At 44.0% G+C, this 26,770-nt stretch carries 20 protein-coding genes; 13 read left to right on the top strand and 7 right to left on the bottom strand.

Annotation, left to right across the window (positions count from 1 at the left end):
- Positions 1 to 18 precede the first annotated feature (18 nt).
- The 5 genes from B3R91_RS07520 (at position 19) to B3R91_RS07500 (ending at position 10,134) form a co-directional block, all read left to right on the top strand.
- On the top strand, positions 19 to 7,020 hold the full coding sequence (locus tag B3R91_RS07520) for an Hpt domain-containing protein (protein ID WP_286797047.1): 7,002 nt from the start codon (positions 19 to 21) through the stop codon (positions 7,018 to 7,020).
- The gene (locus B3R91_RS07515) at positions 7,010 to 8,029 is read left to right on the top strand and encodes a chemotaxis protein CheB (protein WP_286797045.1); all 1,020 of its coding nucleotides are present in this window, start codon (positions 7,010 to 7,012) and stop codon (positions 8,027 to 8,029) included. Before B3R91_RS07520 ends, B3R91_RS07515 begins: the two co-directional genes overlap by 11 nt.
- 20 nt (positions 8,030 to 8,049) lie before the next feature.
- Positions 8,050 to 8,553 carry a hypothetical protein gene (locus B3R91_RS07510; protein WP_200661787.1) on the top strand — a complete coding sequence of 168 codons (504 nt, stop codon included), beginning with the start codon at positions 8,050 to 8,052 and terminating at the stop codon, positions 8,551 to 8,553.
- Positions 8,554 to 8,737: 184 nt separating this feature from the next.
- On the top strand, positions 8,738 to 9,265 hold the full coding sequence (locus tag B3R91_RS07505; protein WP_144296721.1) for a cytochrome b: 528 nt from the start codon (positions 8,738 to 8,740) through the stop codon (positions 9,263 to 9,265).
- Between the two features lie 120 nt (positions 9,266 to 9,385).
- Positions 9,386 to 10,134 (top strand): IS5 family transposase gene (locus B3R91_RS07500; protein WP_156923961.1). Its coding sequence is split into 2 segments (ribosomal slippage): positions 9,386 to 9,716 and positions 9,716 to 10,134, totalling 750 coding nucleotides; the frame shifts between segments, so codons are not numbered across the junction.
- Between the two features lie 46 nt (positions 10,135 to 10,180).
- Here B3R91_RS07500 and minE read toward each other — a convergent pair.
- From minE to B3R91_RS07475, 5 genes are all read right to left on the bottom strand, one after another.
- Positions 10,181 to 10,471, bottom strand: coding sequence for a cell division topological specificity factor MinE (gene minE, locus B3R91_RS07495; protein WP_200661789.1), 291 nt, complete (start codon positions 10,469 to 10,471; stop codon positions 10,181 to 10,183).
- Positions 10,472 to 10,473: 2 nt separating this feature from the next.
- A complete protein-coding gene (gene minD / locus B3R91_RS07490; RefSeq protein WP_286797042.1) occupies positions 10,474 to 11,286 on the bottom strand; it encodes a septum site-determining protein MinD in 813 nt (270 codons plus the stop codon).
- 435 nt (positions 11,287 to 11,721) lie between these two features.
- Entirely contained in the window at positions 11,722 to 12,600 is an 879-nt protein-coding gene (gene minC / locus B3R91_RS07485) for a septum site-determining protein MinC (RefSeq protein WP_286797040.1), read from the bottom strand.
- A gap of 154 nt (positions 12,601 to 12,754) precedes the next feature.
- Positions 12,755 to 13,840: a hypothetical protein gene (locus tag B3R91_RS07480; RefSeq protein ID WP_414707531.1), complete on the bottom strand. Its 1,086-nt coding sequence runs from the start codon at positions 13,838 to 13,840 to the stop codon at positions 12,755 to 12,757.
- 244 nt (positions 13,841 to 14,084) lie between these two features.
- On the bottom strand, positions 14,085 to 15,053 hold the full coding sequence (locus tag B3R91_RS07475; RefSeq protein ID WP_286797036.1) for an acyltransferase: 969 nt from the start codon (positions 15,051 to 15,053) through the stop codon (positions 14,085 to 14,087).
- A gap of 514 nt (positions 15,054 to 15,567) precedes the next feature.
- Between B3R91_RS07475 and B3R91_RS07470 the strand changes: the two genes are divergently transcribed.
- The 7 genes from B3R91_RS07470 to B3R91_RS07440 all read left to right on the top strand — a co-directional run bounded on the left by B3R91_RS07470 (position 15,568) and on the right by B3R91_RS07440 (position 24,127).
- Entirely contained in the window at positions 15,568 to 16,221 is a 654-nt protein-coding gene (locus B3R91_RS07470; RefSeq protein WP_286797034.1) for an OmpA family protein, read from the top strand.
- A gap of 288 nt (positions 16,222 to 16,509) precedes the next feature.
- Positions 16,510 to 17,964: an imelysin family protein gene (locus B3R91_RS07465; protein WP_286797032.1), complete on the top strand. Its 1,455-nt coding sequence runs from the start codon at positions 16,510 to 16,512 to the stop codon at positions 17,962 to 17,964.
- Positions 17,965 to 18,281: 317 nt separating this feature from the next.
- The gene (locus B3R91_RS07460; protein WP_286797031.1) at positions 18,282 to 19,943 is read left to right on the top strand and encodes a di-heme oxidoredictase family protein; all 1,662 of its coding nucleotides are present in this window, start codon (positions 18,282 to 18,284) and stop codon (positions 19,941 to 19,943) included.
- A gap of 100 nt (positions 19,944 to 20,043) precedes the next feature.
- Positions 20,044 to 21,189: an imelysin family protein gene (locus B3R91_RS07455; protein ID WP_286797030.1), complete on the top strand. Its 1,146-nt coding sequence runs from the start codon at positions 20,044 to 20,046 to the stop codon at positions 21,187 to 21,189.
- Between the two features lie 3 nt (positions 21,190 to 21,192).
- The gene (locus tag B3R91_RS07450; protein WP_286797029.1) at positions 21,193 to 22,758 is read left to right on the top strand and encodes a DUF1513 domain-containing protein; all 1,566 of its coding nucleotides are present in this window, start codon (positions 21,193 to 21,195) and stop codon (positions 22,756 to 22,758) included.
- A gap of 2 nt (positions 22,759 to 22,760) precedes the next feature.
- The gene (locus tag B3R91_RS07445; protein ID WP_286797028.1) at positions 22,761 to 23,441 is read left to right on the top strand and encodes a M48 family metallopeptidase; all 681 of its coding nucleotides are present in this window, start codon (positions 22,761 to 22,763) and stop codon (positions 23,439 to 23,441) included.
- A gap of 80 nt (positions 23,442 to 23,521) precedes the next feature.
- Positions 23,522 to 24,127: a methyltransferase domain-containing protein gene (locus tag B3R91_RS07440; protein WP_286797027.1), complete on the top strand. Its 606-nt coding sequence runs from the start codon at positions 23,522 to 23,524 to the stop codon at positions 24,125 to 24,127.
- On the opposite strand, the gene B3R91_RS07435 is transcribed toward B3R91_RS07440, so the two are convergent.
- Both B3R91_RS07435 and B3R91_RS07430 read right to left on the bottom strand, forming a co-directional pair.
- Positions 24,105 to 24,779 (bottom strand): hypothetical protein, encoded by a 675-nt coding sequence (locus B3R91_RS07435; RefSeq protein WP_286797026.1) that lies wholly within the window; start codon positions 24,777 to 24,779, stop codon positions 24,105 to 24,107. The two genes, B3R91_RS07440 and B3R91_RS07435, sit on opposite strands and share 23 nt — an antisense overlap.
- Before the next feature lie 54 nt (positions 24,780 to 24,833).
- A complete protein-coding gene (locus B3R91_RS07430; RefSeq protein WP_144296710.1) occupies positions 24,834 to 25,742 on the bottom strand; it encodes a hydrogen peroxide-inducible genes activator in 909 nt (302 codons plus the stop codon).
- Positions 25,743 to 26,018: 276 nt separating this feature from the next.
- Here B3R91_RS07430 and ahpC point away from each other — a divergent pair, with 276 nt between their 5' ends.
- Positions 26,019 to 26,585, top strand: coding sequence for an alkyl hydroperoxide reductase subunit C (gene ahpC, locus B3R91_RS07425; protein WP_191690338.1), 567 nt, complete (start codon positions 26,019 to 26,021; stop codon positions 26,583 to 26,585).
- The last annotated feature ends 185 nt before the right edge of the window (positions 26,586 to 26,770 follow it).

Genomic DNA, 26,770 nt, shown 5'->3' with positions numbered 1-26,770 from the left:
ACGAGTTAGGATACATCTATGAAAAACCAGCCCAACGACATGGTGACACTTGAGTGGTTACTGCCACTGTTTGATCAGCAATTATCACAGATAGCTGATGGCTGGCAATTGGGTGAAAAAAACGCTGATTATGAGCAGATGGCACAAAGCTATCATCAGATTGGTGGCGCTTTGACCATGATTAACTTGCCGATATTGGCAAATTTGGCTACTAAGCTCAGCTTACTTGCAGGGGCAGAAATAGACAATTTCGGTGCTGATGCCAGCCGTATTGGTCAAGTAGGGCATCGACTGCTTACACGTGAGCTGGTTTACTACGCACGTACGAGCAATTTTCATAGCGCTTTAATAAATAAAACATCAGCTGAGCTTACCCAAGTTTTAGCACGTTATGATATAGTGACTGATCACCTTGTAGACGCTTCTTTAGACTCTAAAGAGGACAGTCTTGCTAGCATTGCCACTAACGATATTGTTGATATTGCGGTACCTGCTAGTAAGGCAGTGGTCAGTTTAGACCAAGCGCAGTCTCAGCAGTTGCTATTGGTTTGGCGTCAACAAGCGCAAGCGTTACTTGCCGCTAATACCAATGACGCTTCTATACTGGCGACTTTAGAAAAAGTTGCTCAATACTTATGGCAAACCGCAGCAGATGCCGATTTGCAGCGCCTTTGGTATTTGACTGAAGCTTGGCTACATGACCTTGCCCATAACGAAACGCCGCGACCTAAGTATTACGCCGCGCTATTGAGTCAATTAGATGCGTTAATAGAGTCGAACACCCATCAAAAAGCGCTATCGCCGAGTGTTATCAGCGAGCTAATAGCGAATATTTATATCGAAATCAGCAGCCTTGCCAAACAGAGCGATAGCACGCAAGCTATGCTGCAAAGCGTAGCGCTGCAAGAGGTCGAAACACGCTTTTTACCGCGCATTTTAAGTGATATTGATACGCTGATTTTTAACCTTGATAAGCCGCAAACTCTAATTAAACCACTACAACAAATCAGCAATCAGCTAGAAAGTCGCGGTTGGACATCGTTTGCCTCGCAAGCAGCATCTATCCTAGCAGATATAGAACGTGACTTAATTGCCCAAACTGGAGTGGTAGAAGAGCAATCACAACAGCAGTGGCAAATTGAGCAGCGTCTCCAAGAATTATACAATGCTATCTACAGTACCGAACAAATTATCTTAAGTAAAATAGGAAGCGCGGCTTCTTTTATACCTGCGGCTGAGGTCATTACTCATGATGACATGGATAGTGTGCAAGTAGAAAGCAGCCACCAAATTAAGACGGACGATAAAGAGCTGCGCGAGCTGCGTATTGCGGTTGAAGACGTTAAGCAAGGCTTTAGTGATTATATTCAGCGCCAAGACCTAGCGCTATTACCAGACGCTGTAGATTTTTCTAACATTGGCGAAGCTTTTGACAGTATGAGCCTATCATCTATCCGTCAAGCGACCGATAAAATAGCAAATATATTCGATCAGTTAACCACTCATGATGTTGCCGTACTGAGCTGGGATGTCACCGAAGCCTTAGCCGAAGGTTTAACCTCTATCGAATTGCTGCTCGACTATCTTGCGCAGCAGGTCTTCGATCAGCTTTTATTGAACAAAGCTCATGAATATATCGACAAGGCGGCGACACTACTTAGTGGCTATATAGCTGCACCTGAAACCGTTAATGATACCTTTTTAACGCAAAAGCAAGTGACAAATGATGTACTGCGCTACGATGATAGTGGCGAGATTGCGCCTGTTACGGTTGCTAATGAAGACATTGATTTAACCGATAACACAAACCATAGCGATAAAAAAGAAAGCGCCGCTTTATTAAATGTTCGCAGTGAGCTTAAGCCTGATAACTTTGATGTGGATGAAGATATTCGCGAGATATTTATCGAAGAGGTTGAAGAGGTTGTTGCTGATTTAGAGGATTTCTTACCCATTTGGCAGCAAGATGCGCAAGATTTAACGCCATTAACTGAAATACGCAGAGGCTTTCATACCTTGAAAGGGTCAGGGCGTATGGTTGGTGCTTTTAGTATCAGTGAGATGGCGTGGTCTATTGAAAACCTACTCAACCGTCTGTTGGACAAAACCCTACCAGTGACCGATGAGGTCGTGGCACTCGTCACAGAAACCACTAAGCATCTACCAGCGATGTTGGCTGATTTTGCAGCACAGAACCCACCAAGTTTTGATCCAGCCATTACCATTTTGCAAAGCAATAACTTAATAAGCCAGCAGCCTATCAATACAGGTTTAGAGGCATTTGATGGTAATTTCTCTACAGATGAGGTTGAAAAAAATAATGCGGTACTAGATGAGTGTACGCAATCGACAGATGAGAAACTCTTAAATACCGAACAAGTTGATACTCTAAACATAAAGGACTCTGTTAGCAACTTTGACGAAGTTTTTGAAGTAAAAACAGACTTTTCAGCCTCATTAACGGATTTAGAGATACCAGAGGTATTAATCCCATTTATGACAGCGGCGCAGTCGCTACCGACAGATGCTAACGATGCTGATCCTGATATCAAAGAGATATTTATAGAAGAGGCCAATGAAGTTCTAGAAGAAATTGTGTCCTTATATGAGCATTGGCAGCTTACTCCTGATAACTTAAGCCAGTTAACTGATATTCGTCGCGGTTTCCATACTTTAAAAGGCTCGGGTCGTATGGTTGGTGCTAACTATAGCGCTGAGCTAGCCTGGTCGATAGAAAATATGCTCAACCGTATTTTAGATAATACAATTGTAGTGTCTGCAGACATACAGCAGCTTATCGGTGATGTGTTAGCGGCTTATCCAACGCTATTAACTACCTTTGAAAATGACAGTCAAGATTATCCTGCGCTTGTACCATTATGGGTGGCTTGTGCTCAGGCTTTTAGTAAGCAATTAGGTAATGAATTCAGCTACCGCGCGCTACATAAACAACTATTTGATGGTTCTGAGCAGCAGCAGGACATAAGCACAGCGCAATATTCTGATGTTAAAAATACAGATCAAGAACTTGCTGATGACACGGCTTATGACATTGCCGAAAGTAACAGTGGTATTGATAGTACGCTGCAAACCATTTATTCGGTAAATGAAAAAATGGCCGAAGCGCCCATCATCTTGACGCCTCAAAGCGAAGAAGAGCAAATCTTTTTCGATATTTTTGTTGAAGAGGCCGAAGAGCTGTTAGAAAGCATTAAAGACTTTGTTCTTGATCACCAAGACGAGCCTTATGTCGCCGTAAGTGATGAGATTGTTCGCGCTTTTCATACGCTAAGAGCAGCGTCTGGCGCTAGTGCTTTGACGGCAATCAGTGAGGTTGGCACGACGATAGAGCAAAGTTTGGAGTTTTTGCAGCAGCAAGACACGCCAATGAATGCTCAGCATGTAAAAGCGCTTGCCCAGTCTGTGACGCTGATTGAAGGCTACCTAGCTAATTATAAACGCGATGTGCAGGAGCGAGAAGCTTCGTCAGAAGAGGCGCAAAGTCAGCAAGATATTGCTTCTTTACAAGCCATGCTTGGTGAGAAGTATACTATTAGCGATGAAGAGCCAGCCGATGGTAAACCAACGATAAGTCAATTGTTAGATGATGATATCAATGAGCTACTAGATGCAGAATGGCAGCTAGAAGCGGTTTTTAATGCAGAGCAAGAACAGATTCAAAGTTATATAGCAAAGCAAGTCTCACAAATTAAACATCTAGCTAGCAAAGCACAAGATGTACCAAAGTTTGCCTTGATTCTTAGCGAATTGGAAAATGCTTATACTTATTTAAGTCATCATCCTGAAAAATCCCGTGATACTAATATCCAAGCCGCTTTGCTCGCAGGTCATGGTCAGCTAGTTGGTTTATTTGATGCTTTAGCGGGTAGCACCTCATTGAAAATTGATGGGCAGGTTATTGAGCAGCTAAAAAATATTGCTCAAAGTGAAGATAGCAATAGCAATAGCAATAGCAATAGCAATAGCAATAGCAATAGCAATGCAGGTACTGTAGGACATACTGATATTGATAAAGAGGCTGAAGAAGAGGCTAAAGGCACAGTGCAAAGTATTGCTGCGCCTGAGCTTGTGCTTGAAACCATCGATACCGATATTGAGCTATTAGAAATCTTCTTAGAAGAAGCGCAGGAGCTTGATGATGCGCTTAATGATAGCTTTAGTAAATGGCGTGCTGATATCAGCAATATCAATACCTTAAAGGTTTTACAGCGCCACCTGCATACCATCAAAGGTGGTGCGCGTATGGCAGGCATACGCAGTATTGGCGATTTGACCCATGAGGCGGAGAGCATTTACGAGGCATTCGTTGAAGCAAGACGTACGCCAACGGCGCAGTGGCTTGAAATTATGCAAGTCGTGCAAGATACTTTGTCATTGCAAGTGGCGCATATTGTCCGCTATCAGCAATCATTTTTTACGCCTGAACTGATTGAGCAACTACAGCAGTTTGAAAAAGCAGCAGCGTTACCAAAAGACGTTGAGCTTATTGTACCAATGCCGCAACATCAGGCTGCTGCAGAACCGCAAATCAACGCTAATGAATACACCCATCGTATTGATAAAACGGCAGACTTCTTAAGTTTAGATAGAATTATAAAACAATCTTGGGCGAACGGCTTACCTGACCCAGATATTTTAGAGGTGTTTTTAGAAGAAGCAGAGGCGCTGACCAACCGTAATGAATATCTCCAAGCGTTCTTAAGTGATGCTAGTGATACGGTTGCATTGCAAGCCCTACAGCGCGACTTACACACCCTAAAAGGTGGCGCGCGTATGGTGACCGCAAGTGGTATCGCTGACCTTGCGCATGAAATGGAATCGGTTTATACCGATTTTGTTGATCGTCGCCGACCTGCTACCAAAAAAGTCTTGGAGCTACTGGTAGCCTGTCACGATTGGCTGGCAGATGCGGTATTTATTCTCTCGCAACAGGTGAACCCACCAACGCCAGACTTATTAATTGAGGCGCTGCAGCAATTTAGTAAAAACCCCGATAGCTTAAAACATATACCAAAAGAGTCGTTGCAACCGCAGCGCGATGCTATTTTGCTGGCGAAAGAAAAGCAAGAATCTACCTATATTCAAAAAGATATCAGCGAGATGCCGCCGATGGTGGCTGATACGACTGAGCAAGAACAGAACGCCAGTAGCAATGAGATGATTCGTATCTCAGGTGGTCTGATTGAGCATATGATTAATCTATCAGGTGAATCAGCGATCAACCGTGCGCGTATCGATATGGGTATGAGTAGCTTGACCACTAGTATTGAAGAGATGGGAACGACTGTACAACGTCTAGCGGATCAGTTGCGCCGGATGGAGATTGAGCTTGAAGCGCAGATTTTATCGCAGATTGATGATGAGTTGGTCAATCATGAAGGCTTCGACCCTCTAGAGATGGACCAGTATTCTTCGTTAAACCAGTTATCAAAATCTTTAACTGAGTCGGCCTCGGATTTGGTTGATATTAATCATACCTTACTTGAAAAAATGCGTGATAGCGAAAGTCTGTTGCTACAATTATCGCGGACACAAACTGAGCTACAAGACGGCTTGATGAATTCGCGGATGGTACCCTTTACCCGCCTAACGCCAAGGCTAGAGCGTATCGTGCGTCAAACAGCCAATGAGCTAAACAAGTCGGTTGATTTAAAGATTGTCAATACTGATGACGAAATGGATAGAACCATTTTGGAGCGCATTACCTCACCGCTTGAGCACATGTTACGTAACGCCGTCGATCACGGAATTGAAACGGTTGCAACGCGCTTAGAAGCGGGTAAAGAACGTAATGGACAAATTACTTTAGAAGTCCTGCGTGAAGGTAGTGAGATCATTATCCAGCTAACTGATGATGGACGCGGCATTGATGTAGAAGCGGTACGCAATAAAGCCATCTCGCAAGGATTGATTGACGCCGAAGACAGTAGTCTTAGTGACCTTGATATCATGCAGTATATCTTCAACGCCGGCTTAAGTACCAGTAAGCAAGTGACGCAAATATCAGGTCGCGGTGTCGGCATGGACGTGGTGATTAGTGAGATTCGGCAGTTAGGCGGCTCAGTATCAGTGGTGTCAGAGCTTGGTAAAGGCTCGCGCTTTACCATGCGTGTGCCGCTCACCGTTGCCGTGTCTGATGCGTTGGTGGTTCGCGCCGCAGACCGCTATTATGCGATACCGCTGGTGCAGATTGAGCGCGTCGTACGTATCAGTCCAGAAAGAATTTATGACTATTATCAATCGGGTGCGGCCACGCTTAACTTTGAAGATAATGATTATCGCGTGCGTTATTTAAATGAGATTTTATCAGGTAATAAACTCAATGAGCTGGTCGTCAATACTAACACCAGTGTGCCACTAATTATTATCAAAAACCGTAGTGGACAAAACATGGCCCTACAGGTTGATCAAATCGCAGGGTCACGTATTGAGGTCGTGGTAAAACCTTTAGGCCAGCAATTCTCGAATCTATCGGGTATCTCAGCGGCAACCATCATGGGTGATGGCTCGGTCATGCTTATTCTGGATCTGATTGCACTGATGCGAAATGCTGCTTTAGGCAGAGAAGTCGCAAAACCTGCTATCAGTGTTCGTAGCAGTACAGAATCTAAAACCACCATTTTGGTTGTCGATGACTCAGTCACGGTACGAAAAGTGACCTCACGTTTCTTAGAGCGTCAAGGTTTCAATGTGGTCCTTGCCAAAGATGGTATCGATGCGCTTGAGATTTTACAAGAAACCACGCCAGACTTGATGTTACTTGATATTGAAATGCCGCGTATGGACGGCTTTGAAGTCGCGTCGCAAGTACGTCATAATCGCCGCCTGCAAGAGCTGCCTATTATTATGATTACCTCACGTACCGGTGAAAAGCATCGCGAGCGCGCTTTTGAGATTGGCGTCAATGACTACATGGGCAAACCTTTCCAAGAAACCCAGCTTCTTAATAAAATCCAAGGATTATTGGGTATAGAGGCTAGCTTAGTCAATGAAGGATAGTGTACCTGCCTTAATGCTAAGGGATAAGCATAAAAACGATATCAGGGTACTGGTGGTGGCAGAAGACCACCATCAGCGCATGGCTTTTTCTGATACCGTGCGTAGTTGTGGTTTGCAGCTGGTTGACTGCGTATCACGGACGCAATTACAAAATAGGTTGAGCCGTTATACAGTGCCGATTGATATTTGGCTCATAGACGGTGATTACGATGAGCATATGGCAACAGCGACCACCGCTGCTCAACCTGCTACCGTTCTAGTCGGATTTAGCCAGGCGCCATATCTTAATGAAGCTGAGCAGTATGCCAAATGGCAGCGCAAACTCAAGCGCAAACTTGCCCAAATGCTGGCGTTGCCGTTATTGAGTAATGCAATAGATAGCCCTGCTTATAAGAATACGGCTTACCAAAATGAGCCTAACGATTGGCATTATGTGGTATTTTTAGGTGCTTCGATGGGCGGGCCTAGTGCGGTCAAAGAATTTCTAGATCATCTGTCACCCACCTTGCCTGTGAGTATTTTACTGGCCCATCATTTTAACCAAGCGATGATAGGCACGCTACCACGCATACTCAATCGCCATAATGACTGGCGCTGTCAGCTGATAACTTCCTCACAGCGTTTGCGCGGCGGGCAATGCCTCATTGTACCCATTGATAAACAAATTGTTTGCGATTCAACTGGTCGTATCATCTTAATGGATCAGGCGTGGGAAGGCGATTATAAGCCAGCTATCGGTCAAATCTTGAAAAATACCAGTGATGTTTATGGCAGTGAGCTTATCAATATTATCTTCTCTGGGATGGGAAATGATGGTTCGCAGTATTTAAGCTTAATCCAAGATAATGACAGTCAATTGTGGGCGCAAGACCCAAGCTCAAGCGCTTGTCCGAGTCAGCCGCAAGCTATTATTGATTCAGGTTATTGTCAGTTTGTCGGTAGTCCCAAAGCCTTAGCAGAAAAACTTACCCATTATATTGCTGAAAGGGCGATGCCCGCCTCTTCGTAGTCATTTATTGTGAGCGACATATGAAACAGATTCTAAAGCACTCATTTGAAGCCGTGAGCTTATTGACCACCAACAATGGTATGCTCGACGTAACGATTGTCCCAGCCACCGACCAACCGGATTGGCTTATCCCTAGTAGTTTGATTTTAAGTGTCGATGAGTATAGTGAACATACATGGACTTATGAGTGGCAACAACAAGAAGTCGCTGTGTTCCATCTACTACCGCGCCATCAAACGCCGGACAAGATGATTATTTTAGAAGGCAATACTACTGCGCATCGTATCGCGCTACAGACAGCAGGCGAGCTCCGCCAACTACAGGCGCGTATCTCCGACGTCAAAGATATCGACTTGCCTGAGCATTTTATCAAAACCGACAGCAAAACTGATACCGTTCAGCAGCGCGTCCAAGAAGATGTTGTGCTATCCTACCTTTTCCAAGCGGTGATGATCGATGATACGGTTTACGTAGTGCCAGATTTGGATAAAATCGCCCATCAATTGGTTGACTTAGATAGCTAATTTGCTCATGGTGACGCTTTTTATCATGGGCTTTAGTGTTAGCTCTAAAGAAAGTTATTAGCCTTGAGCTGGGATAAATAGTTATTGTATTAATTTGCCAGCTAGTAGGTTTTTAACACTGTCATTTGATCCGTATCAGTCAGCGCCTATAAGTATCGATGAATAGGAAGCGATAAAATATACTATGAATAACATCCATTCAAATCTGACAAAGTGGTCGGTTGCTAGTCGAATCTTTCATTGGGTTAGCGCCTTATTATTACTGGTCACTTGGATCATGATACTGTTATATGACAATCTGGATAGTAAGGTCTATATCGGATTACACAAGGCATTTGGGATCAGTTTGTTGTTTTGGATGATAGCCCGCGTGATCAGCCGGCTGTTTACTAAAGCACCACCAGCGTTGGCAATGCCAAAGTGGCAAATGCTGCTTGCACAATTATCCCACTTTGCTTTATATGCGTTATTAATTGCGATGCCTGCCGCAGGGCTGCTGATGTCGGTATATGGCGGCCGAGCCGTTGATATTTTTGGCTTATTTCAAATCCCTGTCTTTGTCACCCCCGATAGAGGATTGGCACGGCTTTTTAATGACTGGCATACCGATATTCTGTGGCCGATGATTATCGTTTTTACCTTGATTCATATTGGCGCCGCGTTATATCATCAATTCATTAAAAAAGACAATATTATGGCGCGTATGAAATAAAGACTTAAAAATGGGAAGAGCGCGTATAAAAAAGCCCTAAGTATGAAACTTAAGGCTTTTTTTGTGCCAGCTATACTAGGGTGTGTTGACATATATAGAATAATTGATAATCATAGTGTTATGACTAGATTAACCCTAAGTGATGCCCAGTGGGCAAAGATAGCACCGTATTGTTCAGGTAAAGAGACCGATGTTGGTAGAACAGCGGTAAATAATCGACTATTTATCGAAGCTGTTCTATGGATTGTCCGAACAGGTAGTCCGTGGCGAGACTTACCCCCTGAATTTGGTAACTGGAACAGTGTTTATAAGCGCTACCGTCGATGGGTAAAAAGCGATAGATTCAGCAAGCTATTTAATGCTCTGAATGACTCAGATTTAGAGTATGCCATGATTGATGGCACTATTGTTAAGGTACATCGTCATGGACAAGGCGCAAAAGGGGGGCTTGTCATCAGGCAATTGGCAAATCAAGAGGCGGTATGACCACTAAAATCATGGCAATGGTTGATGCGTTAGGCAACCTTGTTGATTTTACTTTATTGAAAGGACAACAGCACGACATGGCTGGCGTTAAACCTTTAATTAAAGACAAAGAGTTTGGTGCACTGCTTGCCGATAGAGCCTTTGACACGGATTGGCTACTGCTAGACTTAGAAGAGCGTGGTAGCAAAGCGGTCATACCCCCTAAACGCTCTCGTTTAAAGCAACGAGATTTCGATAAAGAAATGTACAAGTGGCGTCACTTAATCGAGAACTTCTTCTGTAAGCTGAAAGATTTCAAGAAAATTGCCATGCGTGCTGAAAAAACGGATGAGTCGTTTGCTGCTAATATCTATTTAGCAGCGACGATTATCCATTTACGGTAATTGTCAACACACCCTAGCAAACGCTATAAATATAAAGTTATGCCGTTTACTTTTTATGTTCAGGTAAACTGATATTCATCTCAAGCACATCGAGGCTGTCTTCAGAGCGATGGTTGATATTAACATCATCAATCTGTACGCCGTTGACGTATTTATTGACCACTTCTAGTATCTCACGTTTCATTTTTTCAATACGATCAGCGGTCAAACGGTTATTCAAGCGATTTTCGCTTGCAACAATAACTTTTAAGCGCTCAGTTGCCATATTAGCACTGCCAGCACTGCTGCTGTCATCCGTACCAAATAAGCTACTCCAAAATCCTTTTTTCTTACTCATCATTAACCCCCAAACCAGCGCTGTAGTAGACTCTTTTTCTTCACATCAATATGACGTAATGGACGCTCTTCTCCTAAGAAACGGGCGACGATATCGTCATAACATTGACCAGCCACTGAATCGGTATAATGAATCACCGGCTCGCCATGGTTAGACGCTTCAAGCACTGAATGGCTTTCAGGAACCACACCAAGTAACGGCACCTTTAAAATATCGTTAGAGATGGTATCGATATCCATCATCTCGTTAGCGGCAGCACGGTCGGCGTTGTAGCGGGTGATGATTAAATGCTCGCGTACCGTGCCCTGATTTTCAATGACCTTTTTGGTTTGGCTTTGCAAGATACCAATGATACGGTCCGAGTCACGTACCGAAGAGATTTCAGGGTTGGTGACGATGATGGCTTCATCTGCATGATACATCGCCAACTGCGCACCGCGCTCAATACCAGCAGGCGAGTCGCAGATAATATAGTCAAACTGCTTTGACAACTCGTCCATGACTTCTGCGACGCCGTCGTCTGTCAACGCATCTTTATCACGTGTTTGACTGGCAGGCAGGATATATAAATTTTCTAGTTGCTTGTCTTTTACCAGCGCTTGTGACAGGCGGGCATTGCCATTGATAACATCGACAAAGTCATAAACAATTCGATTTTCGCAGCCCATAATCAAGTCTAGATTACGTAAGCCTACATCAAAATCGATAACAACTGTCTTATAGCCACGTAATGCTAAACCGGCGGCAAAAGAAGCGCTGGTCGTGGTTTTGCCCACACCGCCTTTACCCGAAGTGATTACAACAATCTTCGCCACAATGGCACACTCCTATGAATTGATGGGATATTTATTAGTTAAAACATTTTAGATGAAACAGTATAGATGTAAAGTAGCACAATTGCTCGGCGTTTACCTAGCCAAGATGTGCTATCTGCGAGCGTAAGCCTAGCATAAATATACAAAAACTTATAGCCGGTGCATATTTAAGCACAAAAGCTGCTTAAAGATAATGGTTATATCAGCTAAATAGGGAGCCAAAGCACCCTCTATTATCTGCGCTCAACGTCCGCGCCTATAGTCTAGCGTAAATAGTGGCAGAGCTAACAATCCATCATAGCGCAGTTTTGTTAAGTAAACTTACTATAATATTAATCGTACTATTTAGACGTCAATTTATCATCTATCATGAAATATATTCAAACTGATAATGATGAAATGACGCCTTTGAGTCGTCTAAAGAGCAAATAAAACCTAAGCGTTATCCATGACCGTAAAAACTAAACCCTGACCTTCTAAATAACGCACTTCAACCGATTTATCAATCACGTGCTCGGGTAGGTTATCACGTAAGCAATACGTGCCAGCGACTGATACCAGAGAGGGATTAAAGACTTGGCAAAAAATACGCGCATCTTTATCGCCAGTTGCGCCTGCGACCAAACGACCTTGGGCGCGACCATAGACGTGTAGGTTGTTGTCGGTAATGGCTTCAGCGCCGCTATTGACACTGTTGGTCAAAATCAAATCGCCACCGACATGGTTGAGGCTTTGTCCCGAGCGCAGCATTTGATCATAAATCAAGCTGGTTATATGCTCGGCACTGATAAGCGTCTCTGCCGTCAAGGTGGTTTCAGTCGTTGCATTTACCTCGGTAGTGGCAGCAGCTTGGCTATTTACAGCTGAGCCAGCATTATCCGTAGTAGAGCTGACAGAATCGTTCGCAGGTGACGTTTGTGCGCTATCCTTAGGAGCCGCTACTTGACTTAACTGTATAGTGGCTTTTTTACTGGGCAAAATACGCTCGATACGCTTGCCGTCCGCTGGAAATATCGCCAAGCGTAGCTGACGTGCTTGCTCATCAAGCAAACCTGTGACCACGCCGATAGGCTGCAAACCCCACGACCAAAGCAGCTCTACTAACGCTGCTAAATCCTGCTCGACTTCACTGTCAATCAATACAGGGATATTGCTATTTTTATTACTCAGTGTGGTTTCAAGTTGGCTGCCAATCGCCGCAAAATCATCGGTGCTAAACTGCAGCCGTGAAAAGGTCAGCATTTTGCCATAAAATGCCAAAGCTGGCGTGTCAGGTGAGTCAAGCGCCTGCTGATTGTTGTCTGAAATCGTCATAATATACATCCTCAAAAATGGTCGTTTTGCGGTGTTCAATGTGCCGTTTTTGCCTCGGCATATAGCATCAAAGTCTGATTATTAAAAGTGTGGCTTTCAAAAATGTGTATATCAAAAGTATGATTGTCAAAAAATCTGGTTTTCATTCAAAACACTACAAATTAAGCATGTCTTGATGCTTCCATTGCTGCACTTTTATTTGGGCTTCAAATTCGTCTAAACCATCAGCGATGATGCTTGAGATTAATGTATCAAGGGCGCTGTTGTCGGTATCGATTTGAGCAACGCCGCTGGCGATAGCAACCATTAACGCGTCAATACGTTCGGCGTCAAGCAGGCGCTCATTCAGCGCATATACCACGTTTTCGCCGATATTATGCCCGACATGCTGTAGCTGCGACTCAATTAACGTTCCAGCAATGGGTATCATACGCAGATAGCGGCGTAGCTCAGGCGTATTGGCCAATCCCTCTTTGATGGCATTGCCCATTTCGGTGGCGACAATAGTGCCGCCGCCCGATGACTCGGTCAGTGCCTGAAGTTTTGGCGCCAGCTCTTTACGCAGTAGCGATAGTATCGCCGCTTCAATCTCATTGCGATTGCGGGCAATGGTAGATTCGATAAAGGATTTATGAGTGTTAGGATCGGTCAGCTGCTGGCGAAAAGTCTGAATGGTCGTTAAGATGACGCGGTCAGACAGCTCTTCTAACAGCAAATTAATATAAAAATTAATGCGATTAATCCACGGCTGTGGCAGTACTTGATAACCTAGCTGATATAAGCGGCGCCCGATAATCACGGCGCGAAATAAACGCAGCGCGCGCAACTGCGGAAAACAGCCTAACACTTCATACCAATGCACAAAAGGGAAAAAGAACCAGCGGTAATATACCTTTTCTTTAATAGCAACTGCCCAGCGCAATAGCAACTCGGCAATCAAGAATAGCGTAAAAAAACCGCCCGCTGTCCGTAGCGAGTCATGAATATGGTTTTGATACCAGTTTAATGCCTCGCTCATACTCAACCACTGCGCGGCATTACTACTAAAATTACTCATCAAAATAGCGTCAGTACTGATTAAAAATAAATCAATACTGATGGCGATGAGCATCACGATGTCATAGGTCAGCTTCAAGCGATTGGGCTTGGGACGGTTCGGTCTTGGTGGCGGGCTGCTGAGTAGGTCTGAGGACTGAAGAGGCGCTGGTGTTATCGGCGCATGGGTAGAAGAGGCGGGCACAGTCATACCTTATTTAGTAGTAAATGGCATTGGTAGTGAGTAGTCTTTTGCCAATCACTACCAAATAAGCGGCAAGTTTTAATGGTTATTCACATTATCAATGAATCATGCCAAAAAACAAGCCATCAACCATTATAATTTGGTATTTTAGCCGTTATCTTTTTATATAAAAAGCCATAATTTTTAATGGCTTTTTTTAATCAGTTTTTTTAATGTCCTTTTTTATTCACTTTTTATTCACTTTTTATTCACTTTGATGCGCCGCTTGCGGATGACTCTCAAATTCCGCCAGCATTTTTGTAATGCGCTGATCTTTTTGGCGCCAAATTTGCTCGACCCACTCAAACATTTGCGCTTTAACGGTCTCATCGTTTTCGTAGCCGCCGTCTTGAATACCGGCAAACAGCGCATCGGGTATGGCAATATGGCGGACATCGACGCCTAAGCGTTTGATATTGCCTTTCCACAAATCGCCATAGGTTGGCACGCCGTCAGGGTAGACGATGGTCATATCTAAGATACCATCGATATCAGCGCCCAAGGCATTAATCGCCAGCGACAGACCGCCAGCGCGCGGCTTCAACAGATGGGTATAAGGCGAGTTTTGTTTATCGTGTTTTTCTTGGGTAAAGCGTGTGCCTTCCAAATAATTTAACAAGGTAAACGGCTTGTCTTTTAATAACGCACAAGCGCGCTTGGCTTCTTCGATATCTTTACCTTTAAGCGCTGGGTTTTTAGCAACTGCTTCTTTAGAATGGCGACGCATCATTGGAAAATCTAAAAAGTAAAATGCCTGCCCAACGATAGGAATATAGATGAGCTCAAACTTGGTGAAAAACCGGGTCAGTGGTAAGCGTTTTTCACTAATGTATTGCACGATGCTGGTATCTACCCAAGACTGATGATTGCTGACCAGCAGATATTTACCGTCCATATGTACATCATCCGGCAATTGAATGCGCCAATCCTTACGCGGCAATATGGTATCAATCAAAGCATTATTGCTACCAATCCAGTGCTCGGCAATCTTTATTACCGTCTTATCAGCGATAGGAGCGCCCGTGATAATTTTGCCAACGCCCATAAGCCATAATGGAATACTGCCGCCAAAACTATTGGCAGCGATGACTCCGGCCGCTGTGGTAAGCGACATTGCTTTGCCAAGTTTTGGCGCGCGTTCGTGTATTTTTTGCATCGCAGCGTTCAAGCGCATGTCTTATTCCTTACTATTTGCTCGTTAATCGTTTCATTATTATGGTTAAACCGGTGTTTTATATCATCTCAAAAATACGGCTAATTTCTCTAACAAGTTTTAGCAAATTATAATCGCATTTTATCTAATAAATTTTATTACTAATATTAGGTAAGACCTAATTTTAGTCCAGTAATTTTTCGGCTTTTTAATTCGTAAAATGTTTGTACCAAAGTTTTTATAAGATAATGTTAGCAGAAAATAATTAGAGTGTACGACTGTAAACGTGACTTGCGGTAACAAATAACGCGCTTTTATAAACACTAGACTATAGATACTTATGCACTTTCCATACATAGATGTGACAAAATATTACACACAAATAGACGGTAATTGCCATAATAATAGTAAGTGTGAATAAACAAATAAACAGGTTTGTTGACGCATATTCGTGACAAGCAATATCTATAAAAACACCGTTTATTTATCGATACCTATATTGATAGCCCATTTTTTCAACTTAAGAGGACATATTATGCGTAATACATTAATGGTTGCAGCATTGGCATCAGGCTTAGCATTGAGTGGCTGTACGACTGATCCAAACACTGGACAGCAACGTTTAAATAAAACTGCTATCGGTACGCTAGCGGGTGCAGCTGGTGGTGCCACTATCTCAAAAGCAACAGGCGGTGATAAGACCGGTCGTGATGCGGCTATCGGTGCAGCACTGGGTGCAGGCGTAGGCTACTACATGGAGCGTCAAGCGAAGCAGCTAGAGCAGCAAATGGCGGGTACTGGCGTTACGGTTACCCCAAATCCAAACGGTAACATTGATCTGGTTATGCCAGGTAATATCACTTTTGCCTTTGACAGTGCTTCGTTGAACCCATCGTTTAGACCAACGCTTGATAAGCTTGCGGCAACGATGAATGAATATAACCAAAATACGGTTACGATTGCTGGTCATACAGATAGCGTAGGTAAGCCATCTTATAACATGAACTTGTCACGTGATCGTGCCAACTCTGTAAGAAACTATCTGGTTAGCCGCGGCGTAGCTTCTAACCGTATCAACGTAGTTGCTTATGGTCAGACTCGTCCAATCGCTGATAACAGCACAGATTATGGTCGTCAGCAGAACCGCCGCGTTGAGCTAACGGTAAATGCGCCAAGCAGCGTTCGTTAATCGCTACTGATATTTAAAATATAATGTAAATTAAAAAAGACCAACGCAAAGTTGGTCTTTTTTTACTTAAAATTCGTCTAATATTCAAAAAATTACATTTGATAATAGTTATCAATAACATTATAATTTGCAGGGGTTAAATTTGGCAGCCTTTAGCGGGCGTTTAAATTTAACTAGGGTTTAAATGGATTTTATCTTATTGAAATTATAAGTCTTTAAGCTTTCCTTTTATCACTTTATTACTTTATCTTTTGTCATTTTATCTAATGTATCTCATCGAGGACGTGTATGAATATCAGCCCAGCGACAAGCCGTAAAATTTTACCGACTACTTTAGCTGCTGCATTGGCAGGGATACTGCTAGTATCAGGATGTACCAAACAGTCTGATGAGACCACAGCGTCAGAGGCGCAAACCGACGTCCAAGCAACCCAAAACAGCGACAATAAAACGTCTTCGGCTGCTGATCAGGCGCATATCGATCGATTGTTGATTAGCTATGCTGATATGGCGCACGCCGCCTATAAGGATTCTTTAGAAACGGCCAAACTTTTACAAACAGCAGTGAATACTTATGTAGACACGCCGACCCAAGCCAATCTTGACGCTGCAAAGGCTGCCTATAAAGCCGCGCGTCAGCCATATTCACAGACTGAAGTGTTTCGCTTCGACGAAGGCTTTGTGACCGCTGATGATAAACGCGCGCTTGGTAGCGTTGATGGCTGGGAAGGACAGGTAAATGCTTGGCCGCTAGATGAAGCCTTGATTGACTATGTCAGTGACAGTTATGAGGGTGAATATAACAGTCAGGATAATATCATCAATAGCGAGAGCATCACGGTTGGTAGCATCAAGCAAGATACTAGCACCATTACGCCTGACTTGTTGGCTGAGATGAACGAGATTGGTGGTAGTGAGGCCAATGTTACGACTGGTTATCATGCGATTGAGTTTCTGCTGTGGGGACAGGATACCAATGGCGTTGGTGAAGGTGCAGGTAATCGTCCGGTGAGCGACTATATAACGACCGAGGGCGAATGTACCAGCGGCGATACGACAAACCCAGATGCGAGTATTTGCGAGCGCCGTGGACAGTATCTAAAAGCGGTCACCCAGTTATTGATCGATGATTTGACCGCGATGGAAGCCCAGTGGCAACCTGATAGCGAAAACACCTTACGTAGCGATATGATGGCCCGTAAAGACAAAAACGGTCTGCGTCAAATTATGTATCAAATGGGCAGCTTAGCACTTGGTGAGCTGGCCTCTGAGCGTATACAGGTGGCGTTCGTCACTGGCTCTACCGAAGATGAGCATGAATGCTTTAGTGATTTGACCCATTTGAGCTATGCCAATAATGCCCGCGGTATTCAAAATATCTTTAATGGCGGCTATAAAACCGTCGCTGGCAAGACAGTAGGCGGTTATGGACTAAAGAATTATCTTGTCGATACCGGCAATAAAGAAGCGGCTGATAAACTTGCGACTGATTTTGCTAACGTCGAAGCAGCGTTTAAAGTCATCGTTGAAAAAGCTGAGAAAGAAGGCATCAAGGTCGATCAGATGATTGCAACCGTAGGTCAAGCCAGCAAGCACGGTATTTCTGCTGAAGAGCAAAACAAACGCCGCGGCTGGATTGAAAGTAGTATCGCAAGCTTACAACAGCTAACCGATGGTATCGAAAATGCAGCAAAAGCCGTTGGCATTGATAATTTAGACGCTGATGCAGGTTCACAGTTTTAAGTAGGTCTTATTTAAAAGAGCGCTTATTTAAAAGGGCAGTTATTTAAAATGAAGTTTTCGGTTCCAATTTAGGAAGCCTTAATAGCCTGTATTTATGTGCCTGATGAGTCGTTATCAGTGAATGAGAATTATTTTTATAGAAAAATAATTTGGGTATAATATACACGTTGTCGACCGCTGTTGGCAGCGTGTTTTTTTATAGCGCAGCAATGATTTATCGAATTAAAATATTTATTGACTAAAAATGCTTATCAAATAAAAGTGGAAAAATTATAGCACGCGTTTTTTATGGTTCCATACCAGAACTAAGGTTCCCTATGAGTAGCAGTAATGTGTCAACCGCCAAACAATCTACCGCGTTTTATTTTCCTTTAATATTTAAAAATTCGCTATTAAAGCTATCGCTAGGAGTGACATGCGTGCTCTCATTAAGCGCCTGCCAGCCATCTCCAACGGACGACACCGCCAATAATAACGACAATAAAGCCCAAGACAGTAGCTATTTGCAAAATATAACGCCTGAGCGTGCTCAAACGATTGAAGCGCTAGCGGGCGTGCCGATGCAGCAGCTTGCCAGCTTTGATGCGCAAGAAGTCAAACAAGGTGGCGATACAGGCATTAGTATCACCACGAGCGAAAGCTACTCTAAACCTTCCTCAAATATCACCGCTTCGCGTAAAGGGTCTTTCTTTATCGGCAATGCGTTTTTTAGGCAACCTTGGGTGGTCGCGCCGGCGAGTACCGATAGCCGTGATGGGCTTGGCGCTTTATTTAACGTCGCTGCCTGTCAATCTTGCCATATCAAAGACGGTCGTGGTCATGCGCCGATGAACGCTGATGACGATGCCGACAGCTTGCTGATTCGCCTTGCGATGCCGGCGACTACCGAAGCGCAGCGCCAAAAGCTAAAAGATTCCTTGATTGAAAAAGTCGTCCATCCTATGTATGGCGGTCAGCTGCAAGATCGCGGTGTGCAAGGCGTCCCTGCTGAAGCCCGAATTGTAGTAGAGTGGAGCGATAACCCCGTTACTTTTGCTGATGGTCATGTTGAGACCTTGCGTGCGCCAACCTTTAATCTGACCAAACCTGGTTATGGGCCATTTGACGATGCGCTGATGGTATCGCCGCGTGTGGCCTTACCGATGATTGGGCTTGGGTTACTCGAGCAGATTCCAGACGATGATATTAAAAAACAAGCAGTCAAAGTAAATAACGCTAATAGCGACATTAGCGGTAAATTTAATATGGTCATGGATCCACAAACGGGTAAAGTGGCATTAGGACGCTTTGGCTGGAAAGCTGGTCAAACCAAGCTGATTACTCAAAACCAAAGTGCGTTTAATGAAGATATGGGGCTGACCTCAAATATCCGCCCACATGAGTCTTGTATGCCAGCGCAGACCGCTTGTGTGAATGCCACAACAGGTGTTGATGAACAAGGTAATGGTAAGCCGCCCGTCGAAGTCAATGATGAAGTGGCAAAGTTCGTCGAATTTTATACCCGTAATCTGGCGGTGCCGCATCGCCGCAACGCCGAAGACAAGCTGGTATTGGCAGGTAAAAAACGCTTTTATGATATGGGCTGTCAAAGCTGCCATACGCCGCGTTATCAGTTGCCAAAAACCGACGATGACCATCTTGAGCAGCACGGCCAAGTGATTTATCCTTATACCGATTTATTGTTGCATGACATGGGCGATGGCTTAGCTGATCGCACCATTGCGGGTAAGCTACCATCGAAAGATTTACAGGTTGAGTTTTTAGCCAACTCTTATGAGTGGCGTACGCCTGCTTTGTGGGGCATTGGTCTTGCGCAAACCGTCGATCCACAAGCGACGTTTTTACATGATGGGCGCGCGCGTACTTTGATGGAAGCGGTACTTTGGCATGGCGGCGAAGCGGAAAAGCAGAAGCAAAAAGTACTTAAGCTTGATAAACAAGGACGCAGTGAGTTGAATGCGTTCTTAAAGTCATTATAAAAATAAGCGTATGAGTGTTAAAAGCGATGGTTATTCAACGTAAGAAATACCAAATTAAATAATTACTTATATCAATATTCATCCAAATACTGAGAAATCTATGAAAATAAATCCTGCTTTAGCAATGGCATTATCAGCGCTAAGTGCTGGTATTCTAATTAGCTGCGTCAAACCTGCGGAAGAAAATAAAGTATCAGAGGTAGATAGCCAAGTCGCCCAAGAAAGTGCTACTTCTACTACTCCTGACAAAAAAGACAATAATGCTGAAAAGATTAGCGCTGTTGATATTAGTCCTGATACCGAAAAAACCTATCTGACCCACGTGGCAAATGACATTGTCATTCCAGCCTATGCAGATGCCGCAAAGCAGAGTGATTTATTGCATGATTTGGCGAAGAAATCTTGTCAGCAAGCGCCCGTGAGCGGTGATGCGCTAAAAGAATTGCGCGACCAATGGTTGGTGCTCGCACAAGCTTGGGCAAGCGCTGAGATGGTTAACTTTGGACCAGCGACGGCGAGCATGAGTAATTTATATATCAATTACTATCCTGATGAGCGCGGACTGGTACATAGCGGGGTCGCTGACTTGATTGCTGCCAATCCCAAGCTTACCGCCGAGCAGTTGGCGAATGAGAGCGCCATCGTTCAAGGCGTGCCAGGATTAGAAGAAGTGCTTTATGCCAATGATAGTTTGGATGCTGGGCAGTGCGCTTATGTGATGAGCGCGAGCAATGCTTTGAGCACACGTCTAAAAGATATCGAGAAAAACTGGCAGCAAAATGCCACTGATTTACTAGCAATTGATAAAACCGCCGAGAGCGATCAAGGTTTAAACCAATGGTTTAACTCGTTACTATCATTGGTTGAGACGATGAAATCTAACGCTATCGACCAGCCATTGGGTTTAGCTGCTAAAGCAAAAGGTCATTTGCCAGCTGCAACCGCTGGACAAAGCCGCGCGATTATCACTGCGAAATTGGCAACCTTAAATCAAGCAATGACTGACCCTGTTTTGACTGCTATTCTTGGTGGCAATAATGAAAATGCAGTGGCGGATAGTCTATCGACCGCGCTTGCCGATACCACGACATTATTGGCACAAATGCCGGAGGATTTAGCGACTGCTGATAAAGCGACGCAGCAGGAACTACTTGATCATCTCACGAGCATTACGCGCATTATTAAGCGTCAATTGATTCCAACCCTTGGTCTGCGCGTTGGCTTTAACAGCACCGATGGCGATTAAAAAATGTACTCTCTCGATACTAAAACTGCAGGTAAATCACAAGAGCAGCAGCCTAATAATGAGCTGCTAGTAACATCTGCATTGACCACGCTTTCTGCTGTCATGGGTACAGCCGCGCTTGTCGGTATCCATCATAGTTTTCGTAAGCACAAGCAACCAGAAGCCAGCTTATGGGATTATGTGGCAGGTATGGGCGCGCAGTTGCAGTTGATAAACTTGACGCCTAAACGCGAGCTCGTGCAATTTCGCCACGCTTGTCAGCAAGCGGCAGTTGCATGGCAGCAAGCTTATCATTCACACAGAGATGACGAGCAAAACACCAAGTCTTATAGCATAAGCGATTTTAGCGCAGCCCATACGACCACCATACTACCGCGACCTGTTTGTTGGGTAAGCGGCGTGGCGTCTATGCCAAAAAACATCGCTTTAGCAAATAATGATAGCGCTGATGTCAGTCATAATGAGCATGACTTTGGCGTGGTTGGTATCGACGCTGATAGACAAATCGTTTGGCAAACTACCATGCCCGAACGCGTGCACGATATTGTCGTTCAACCTATTTCTGATAGGCAAAAATTCTCTACTAAGAATAACCAAGTACGCGATGTGGTGGTGATGGGTCGGCGCCCGAGCGAAAGGTTTTGGGTACTAGATACGACAACTGGGCAAGTAAAGTTTGCTATTAAAGCGTCTACGCATCGTCATTTTTATGGACATGCTTGTTATAGCCTAGATGGTAAACTGCTCTACGTAACCGAAAATGACACCCTAAGCTTAGATGGTAAAATCGGCATTTATAATGCTCATGATAATTATAAAAAACTAGCAGAGTATGACTCGCATGGTATCGGCCCGCATGAGCTGATTATGCATCCTGATGGCGAAACGTTGGTGATTGCCAATGGTGGTATCAAAACCGAGCAAGCGTCGCGTGAAGAGCTTAATTTAGATACGATGCGACCTTCATTGGTTTATCTCAATCGCCATACTGGCGATTTGCTTGAGCAGATTATGCCTCAGCACAATCAGATGAGCGTGCGTCACCTCGCCATGCATGACGATGGTACGGTGATGATAGGTATTCAGTTTCAAGGCGAAAAGCATATCAATGTGCCGTTAGTATTGACCCATCAACGCGGTGAGTCTGATTTTAAACCCCTTATTATGCCCAATGATCAATGGCAACGTTTCCACCAATATATCGCCAGTGTGGCGGTTGATAGTGAGCGTAACCTATTATGTGTGACCACGCCAATTGGCGGTTGTGCGGCGATTTATGACTTAAATACTCGTACATTGATTGATGATATTAGCTTACCAGATTGTGCCGGTGCAGCAGTGTTACCAAATCTGAATGCTGACAAAGCTGGCGTTAATAATGCCAATGCCAATGTTAAGACTAAGGCGCACTCAGGTTTTATCGTTAGTGATGGACAAGGTCAGTTGACCGCGTTAACTGTTAATCATTTAGCAACTGCTGAACTTGCTAGAGTAGATAACGTTGAGCGTATTTTTATAGACAGCAAATATCATCTGATGTCGTTTGACAATCACTTGCAAGCGCTGTGAGCATGAATGTGCTGTCACAGTATGATTCGCCCTTATTAAATAGCGCTATACGTTGTTTGGCGCAAGCGGATATTGAGCTACACATCAGCAAAAAGCGCGTTAAAAATATCAATTTTCGCTTAAAACCGCATAAATTAATGGTCTCTGTACCCATCTCTCTTAGCTCAGCGCAAACTGTTCAGGCGATAGAGAAACGCGTGCCTTGGGCAATCGCCAATCATGCGCACGTATTAGAACGCTATAAACGTCAGCAAATCCCATCACAGCAATCTATAAAAGAGACTTCAACTGCCGATCGCACACTGCTATTGTGGGGCGTAGAGCAATCATTCACCTTAAACCACGATAAAAAAATTGCCTACTATCGGCAACATCTCTCTGAAGTAATGCCTGCATTATTTAATAAATGGCAACCGATTGTCGGCGCTTATGCTAATGAAATACGTCTAAAGAAAATGCATACGCGCTGGGGCAGTTGCAATACCCGCGCCCGGCGAATTTGGTTGTCCGTCTATCTGCCAACCTATCCTATCGAATGCACCGAATACGTCATCGTCCATGAGCTTTGCCATCTGCATCATGCCAATCATAGCCGTGCTTTTTGGCAAACGGTGGCAACGGCGATGCCCGATTATCGATACTGGCATAATATGTTGGCAGGTAAAATAGGGCAGCTAGATTAAAGTAGGAGCTACTGCTAAATAACCAGATGTCATGCCTTAATCTGCTAAGATAAGGTTTTTTATCGAAACAAGGATGTGCTATGGAAAACGTCAATCAAGCGCAGTTTTGGCAACAGCGTTATGAAGAGGACAGTATCGGCTGGGATATGGGGCAAGTGTCACCACCGCTCAAAGCTTATATTGACCAGTTGCCAGAATCTGCTAAAGAGCAAGCGATTTTAGTACCGGGCGCGGGCAATGCTTATGAGGTCGGTTATCTGCATGAGCAAGGGTTTACCAATGTCACCTTGGTTGATTTTGCCCCTGCGCCGATTGAGGCTTTCGCAGAGCGCTATCCCAACTTTCCAGCAGAGCATTTGGTCGGTGCTGATTTTTTTGCGTTATCGCCAGCGCAATATCAGTTTGATTGGGTGCTTGAGCAGACGTTTTTTTGTGCCATAAATCCTGCGCACCGTGATGAATATGTGGCGCAGATGGCCGCATTATTGAAACCGAATGGTAAGCTGGTTGGGCTGCTGTTTGATAAGGATTTCGGACGAGAGGAACCGCCGTTTGGCGGCACGAAAGCTGAATACCAGCAGCGTTTTGCACCCTATTTCGATATTGAGGCTATGGAAACAAGCTATAACTCGCATCCTGCGCGGCAGGGCAGTGAGCTGTTTATTAAGATGCATGTAAAATCTTAATCTCACGCTTGATGTTTTGCCGAGCCTGCGTTTCTAGCCGCGTAGAGTAATAATCCGTCAGATAAAGTGTTGGGTGCGCTAACAATTCTGTTAATACGGCTATACGTCCAACGCGATAATCTATGTTTGAGACATGCGCATATTCTTGCCGAACCGCTTGGGCATATTGCTCGTACTCAGACCAAGATGCTCCCAAAATACTCAAATCCATATCTAGTAAATAGGCAGAATCAAAGTTCTTTTGAGCGTTTGAGCACTCAGCAAGTTTATGATTGGCCGTCATCATAATGAGCGCATAAATATATTGGCACTGCGCTGCCGAAAAATAAGGGCGTAGAGCCTCTACGGCATATTCTGCACTTTTTAGCTCATTATCTGCACGCGTTGGCGCATATATCACGTCGTGATAAAACAGTGCCAATGCGATAATATGCGGCTCATTTAAAATATGCTTAATCTGCTTAAACTGCGCAAATAACTGCTCAATATGCTGCAAGCTATGATAAGCACGTTGGTTTTCGCTATAACGTATAGCGATATCTTGCCAAAGATTGTTAACCTTTTCTGATTCTACAGCGCTATTAATAGCTGTAAAATGCTGCGCAAAAACCTTACCAAGCTCAGTCTCTATGTGCGCAAAAGCCTTTATCATTTAATTTCCTTATTCCTCATCCTTTTTAGCCAACTTCCATTCACCACCGGTCATTTATTTTTTATGATCTGCCTCTTCAAATGCTTGTTTAAATAATTGCCCAAGCAAATTAACATCATCAACGCGGGCATAGTTTAAGCGGGTGACAAAAGCGATATGACGATGTGGCCCTTTTTCTGCTAATGGCACTGCGACCGCATTTTGGTTTTGCAAATGCAGCTGATCGAGCGCCATCTCTGGTACCAGGGTCGTGCCCATATTAGCAAGCGCCATTTGTATTAGGGTGTTTAAGCTGGCATCAGAAAAGCTTGATTTCATTTGCGCGCGGTCGAAATGACAGACGGTTAAGGTTTGATCGGTCAGACAATGCCCTTCGCCAAGTAACATCAGATTGGCCGTTGCTAGCTCATCGGCATTAATCTTGTCAAGCTTGGCATGGACGTCATCCTGTGGAAAGACCGCAAAGAAATCTTCCGCCCAAAACTCAAAGGTATGCAAACCATCGACCGCATAAGGCAATGCAATAATGGCGGTATCAATATGACCATAGCGCACTTGCTCAAGCAAACGCTCGGTTTGCTGCTCGATAACGGTCATGCGAAATTCAGGGTAGTGTTTGCGCAGCGCAGGTAGGACTTTTGGCAGCAGATAAGGGGCAATCGTCGGAATGATACCAACCGTCATCGGGTACGCAAGCGGTGATTGATGGCTATGCGCACGCGTAGTCAAATCATTGACTTCAGAAAATATACGCTGCGCCCGCGTCAAGATGTCCTCACCGATAGGCGTAATCAAAACTTGCTTATTATTACGCTCAAAAATCTGCGTATCTAGTTGCTTTTCTAGCTCGGCGATACCCAAACTCAGCGCTGATTGTGAAATATTACAGTCTTCTGCTGCCCGTTTAAAATGACGATGTTTGGCAACTGCTAAGGCAAACTCAAGTTGACGTAAAGTAATCATAAAACCTCTCTATTAATGGGTTTTGAACGCCATTTGTTTTGGGCGTTTATCTTGTGTACTATAGCAATTTAATGCCGATGTTCGTATAAAAAAAGCCGTTAGAATAGTTTAACAAGTTTAATAAAACAAAACATCACATTAAAAACTTTTAACTGGATTAACCATAGAATTCGCGTATAGTTTGTCTTGTAACCCAGTTAATGAGTGGGTTAATCAAAACCCGCAGCCATAAACACAATTAACTTAACAACAATCAATCAAAAAAAGGAGCCAATCATGGCGTCAATTATCAATCAAGAAATTCCAGAGTTTTCAGCAGAAGCGTTTGTAAACGGTGATTTCAAAACCATCACTTCAGAAGACGTAAAAGGCAGTTGGGCAATCTTCCTATTTTACCCAGCTGACTTTACCTTTGTTTGCCCAACTGAACTTGAAGACATGGCAGCCCATTACGAAGAGCTTAAAGGCTTAGGCGTAGAAGTGTACTCAGTATCAACTGACACACATTTCACACATAAAGCATGGCATGATTCTTCAGAAGCTATCGGCAAAGTCACTTATCCAATGATTGGTGACCCAACTGGCCGTATCACTCGTGGCTTTAATGTCATGATCGAAGAAGCAGGTTTGGCAGAGCGTGGTACTTTCTTAGTAGACCCAGACGGTAAAATCCAAGTCGCTGAAATCCATGCAGGCGGTATTGGCCGTAGTGCAAAAGACATGCTACGTAAAGTAAAAGCGGCACAGTACGTTCGTGATAACGACGGCGAAGTTTGCCCAGCAGCTTGGGAACAAGGACAAGAAACCCTTAAACCAAGCCTAGATCTAGTTGGTAAAATCTAAGGGTATACTTAGATAACTTTCTATTTAGACTAGCGAAAAGATAAGTATAAAATTTAATAGTGAGTTTTCGTTTTTAAAAGAAAACGCTATTAAATAATGACTTAAAAACGCCCCATCGGTTTTGATTGATGGGGCGTTTTTTTGTCTATTTTTTATAGGCAGATATAGTCAATCCTACTTAAAAA

Source organism: Psychrobacter sp. UBA6291 (assembly GCF_002439405.1).
GTDB lineage: Bacteria > Pseudomonadota > Gammaproteobacteria > Pseudomonadales > Moraxellaceae > Psychrobacter > Psychrobacter faecalis.
This window is presented reverse-complemented; position numbering and strand designations above follow the sequence as displayed.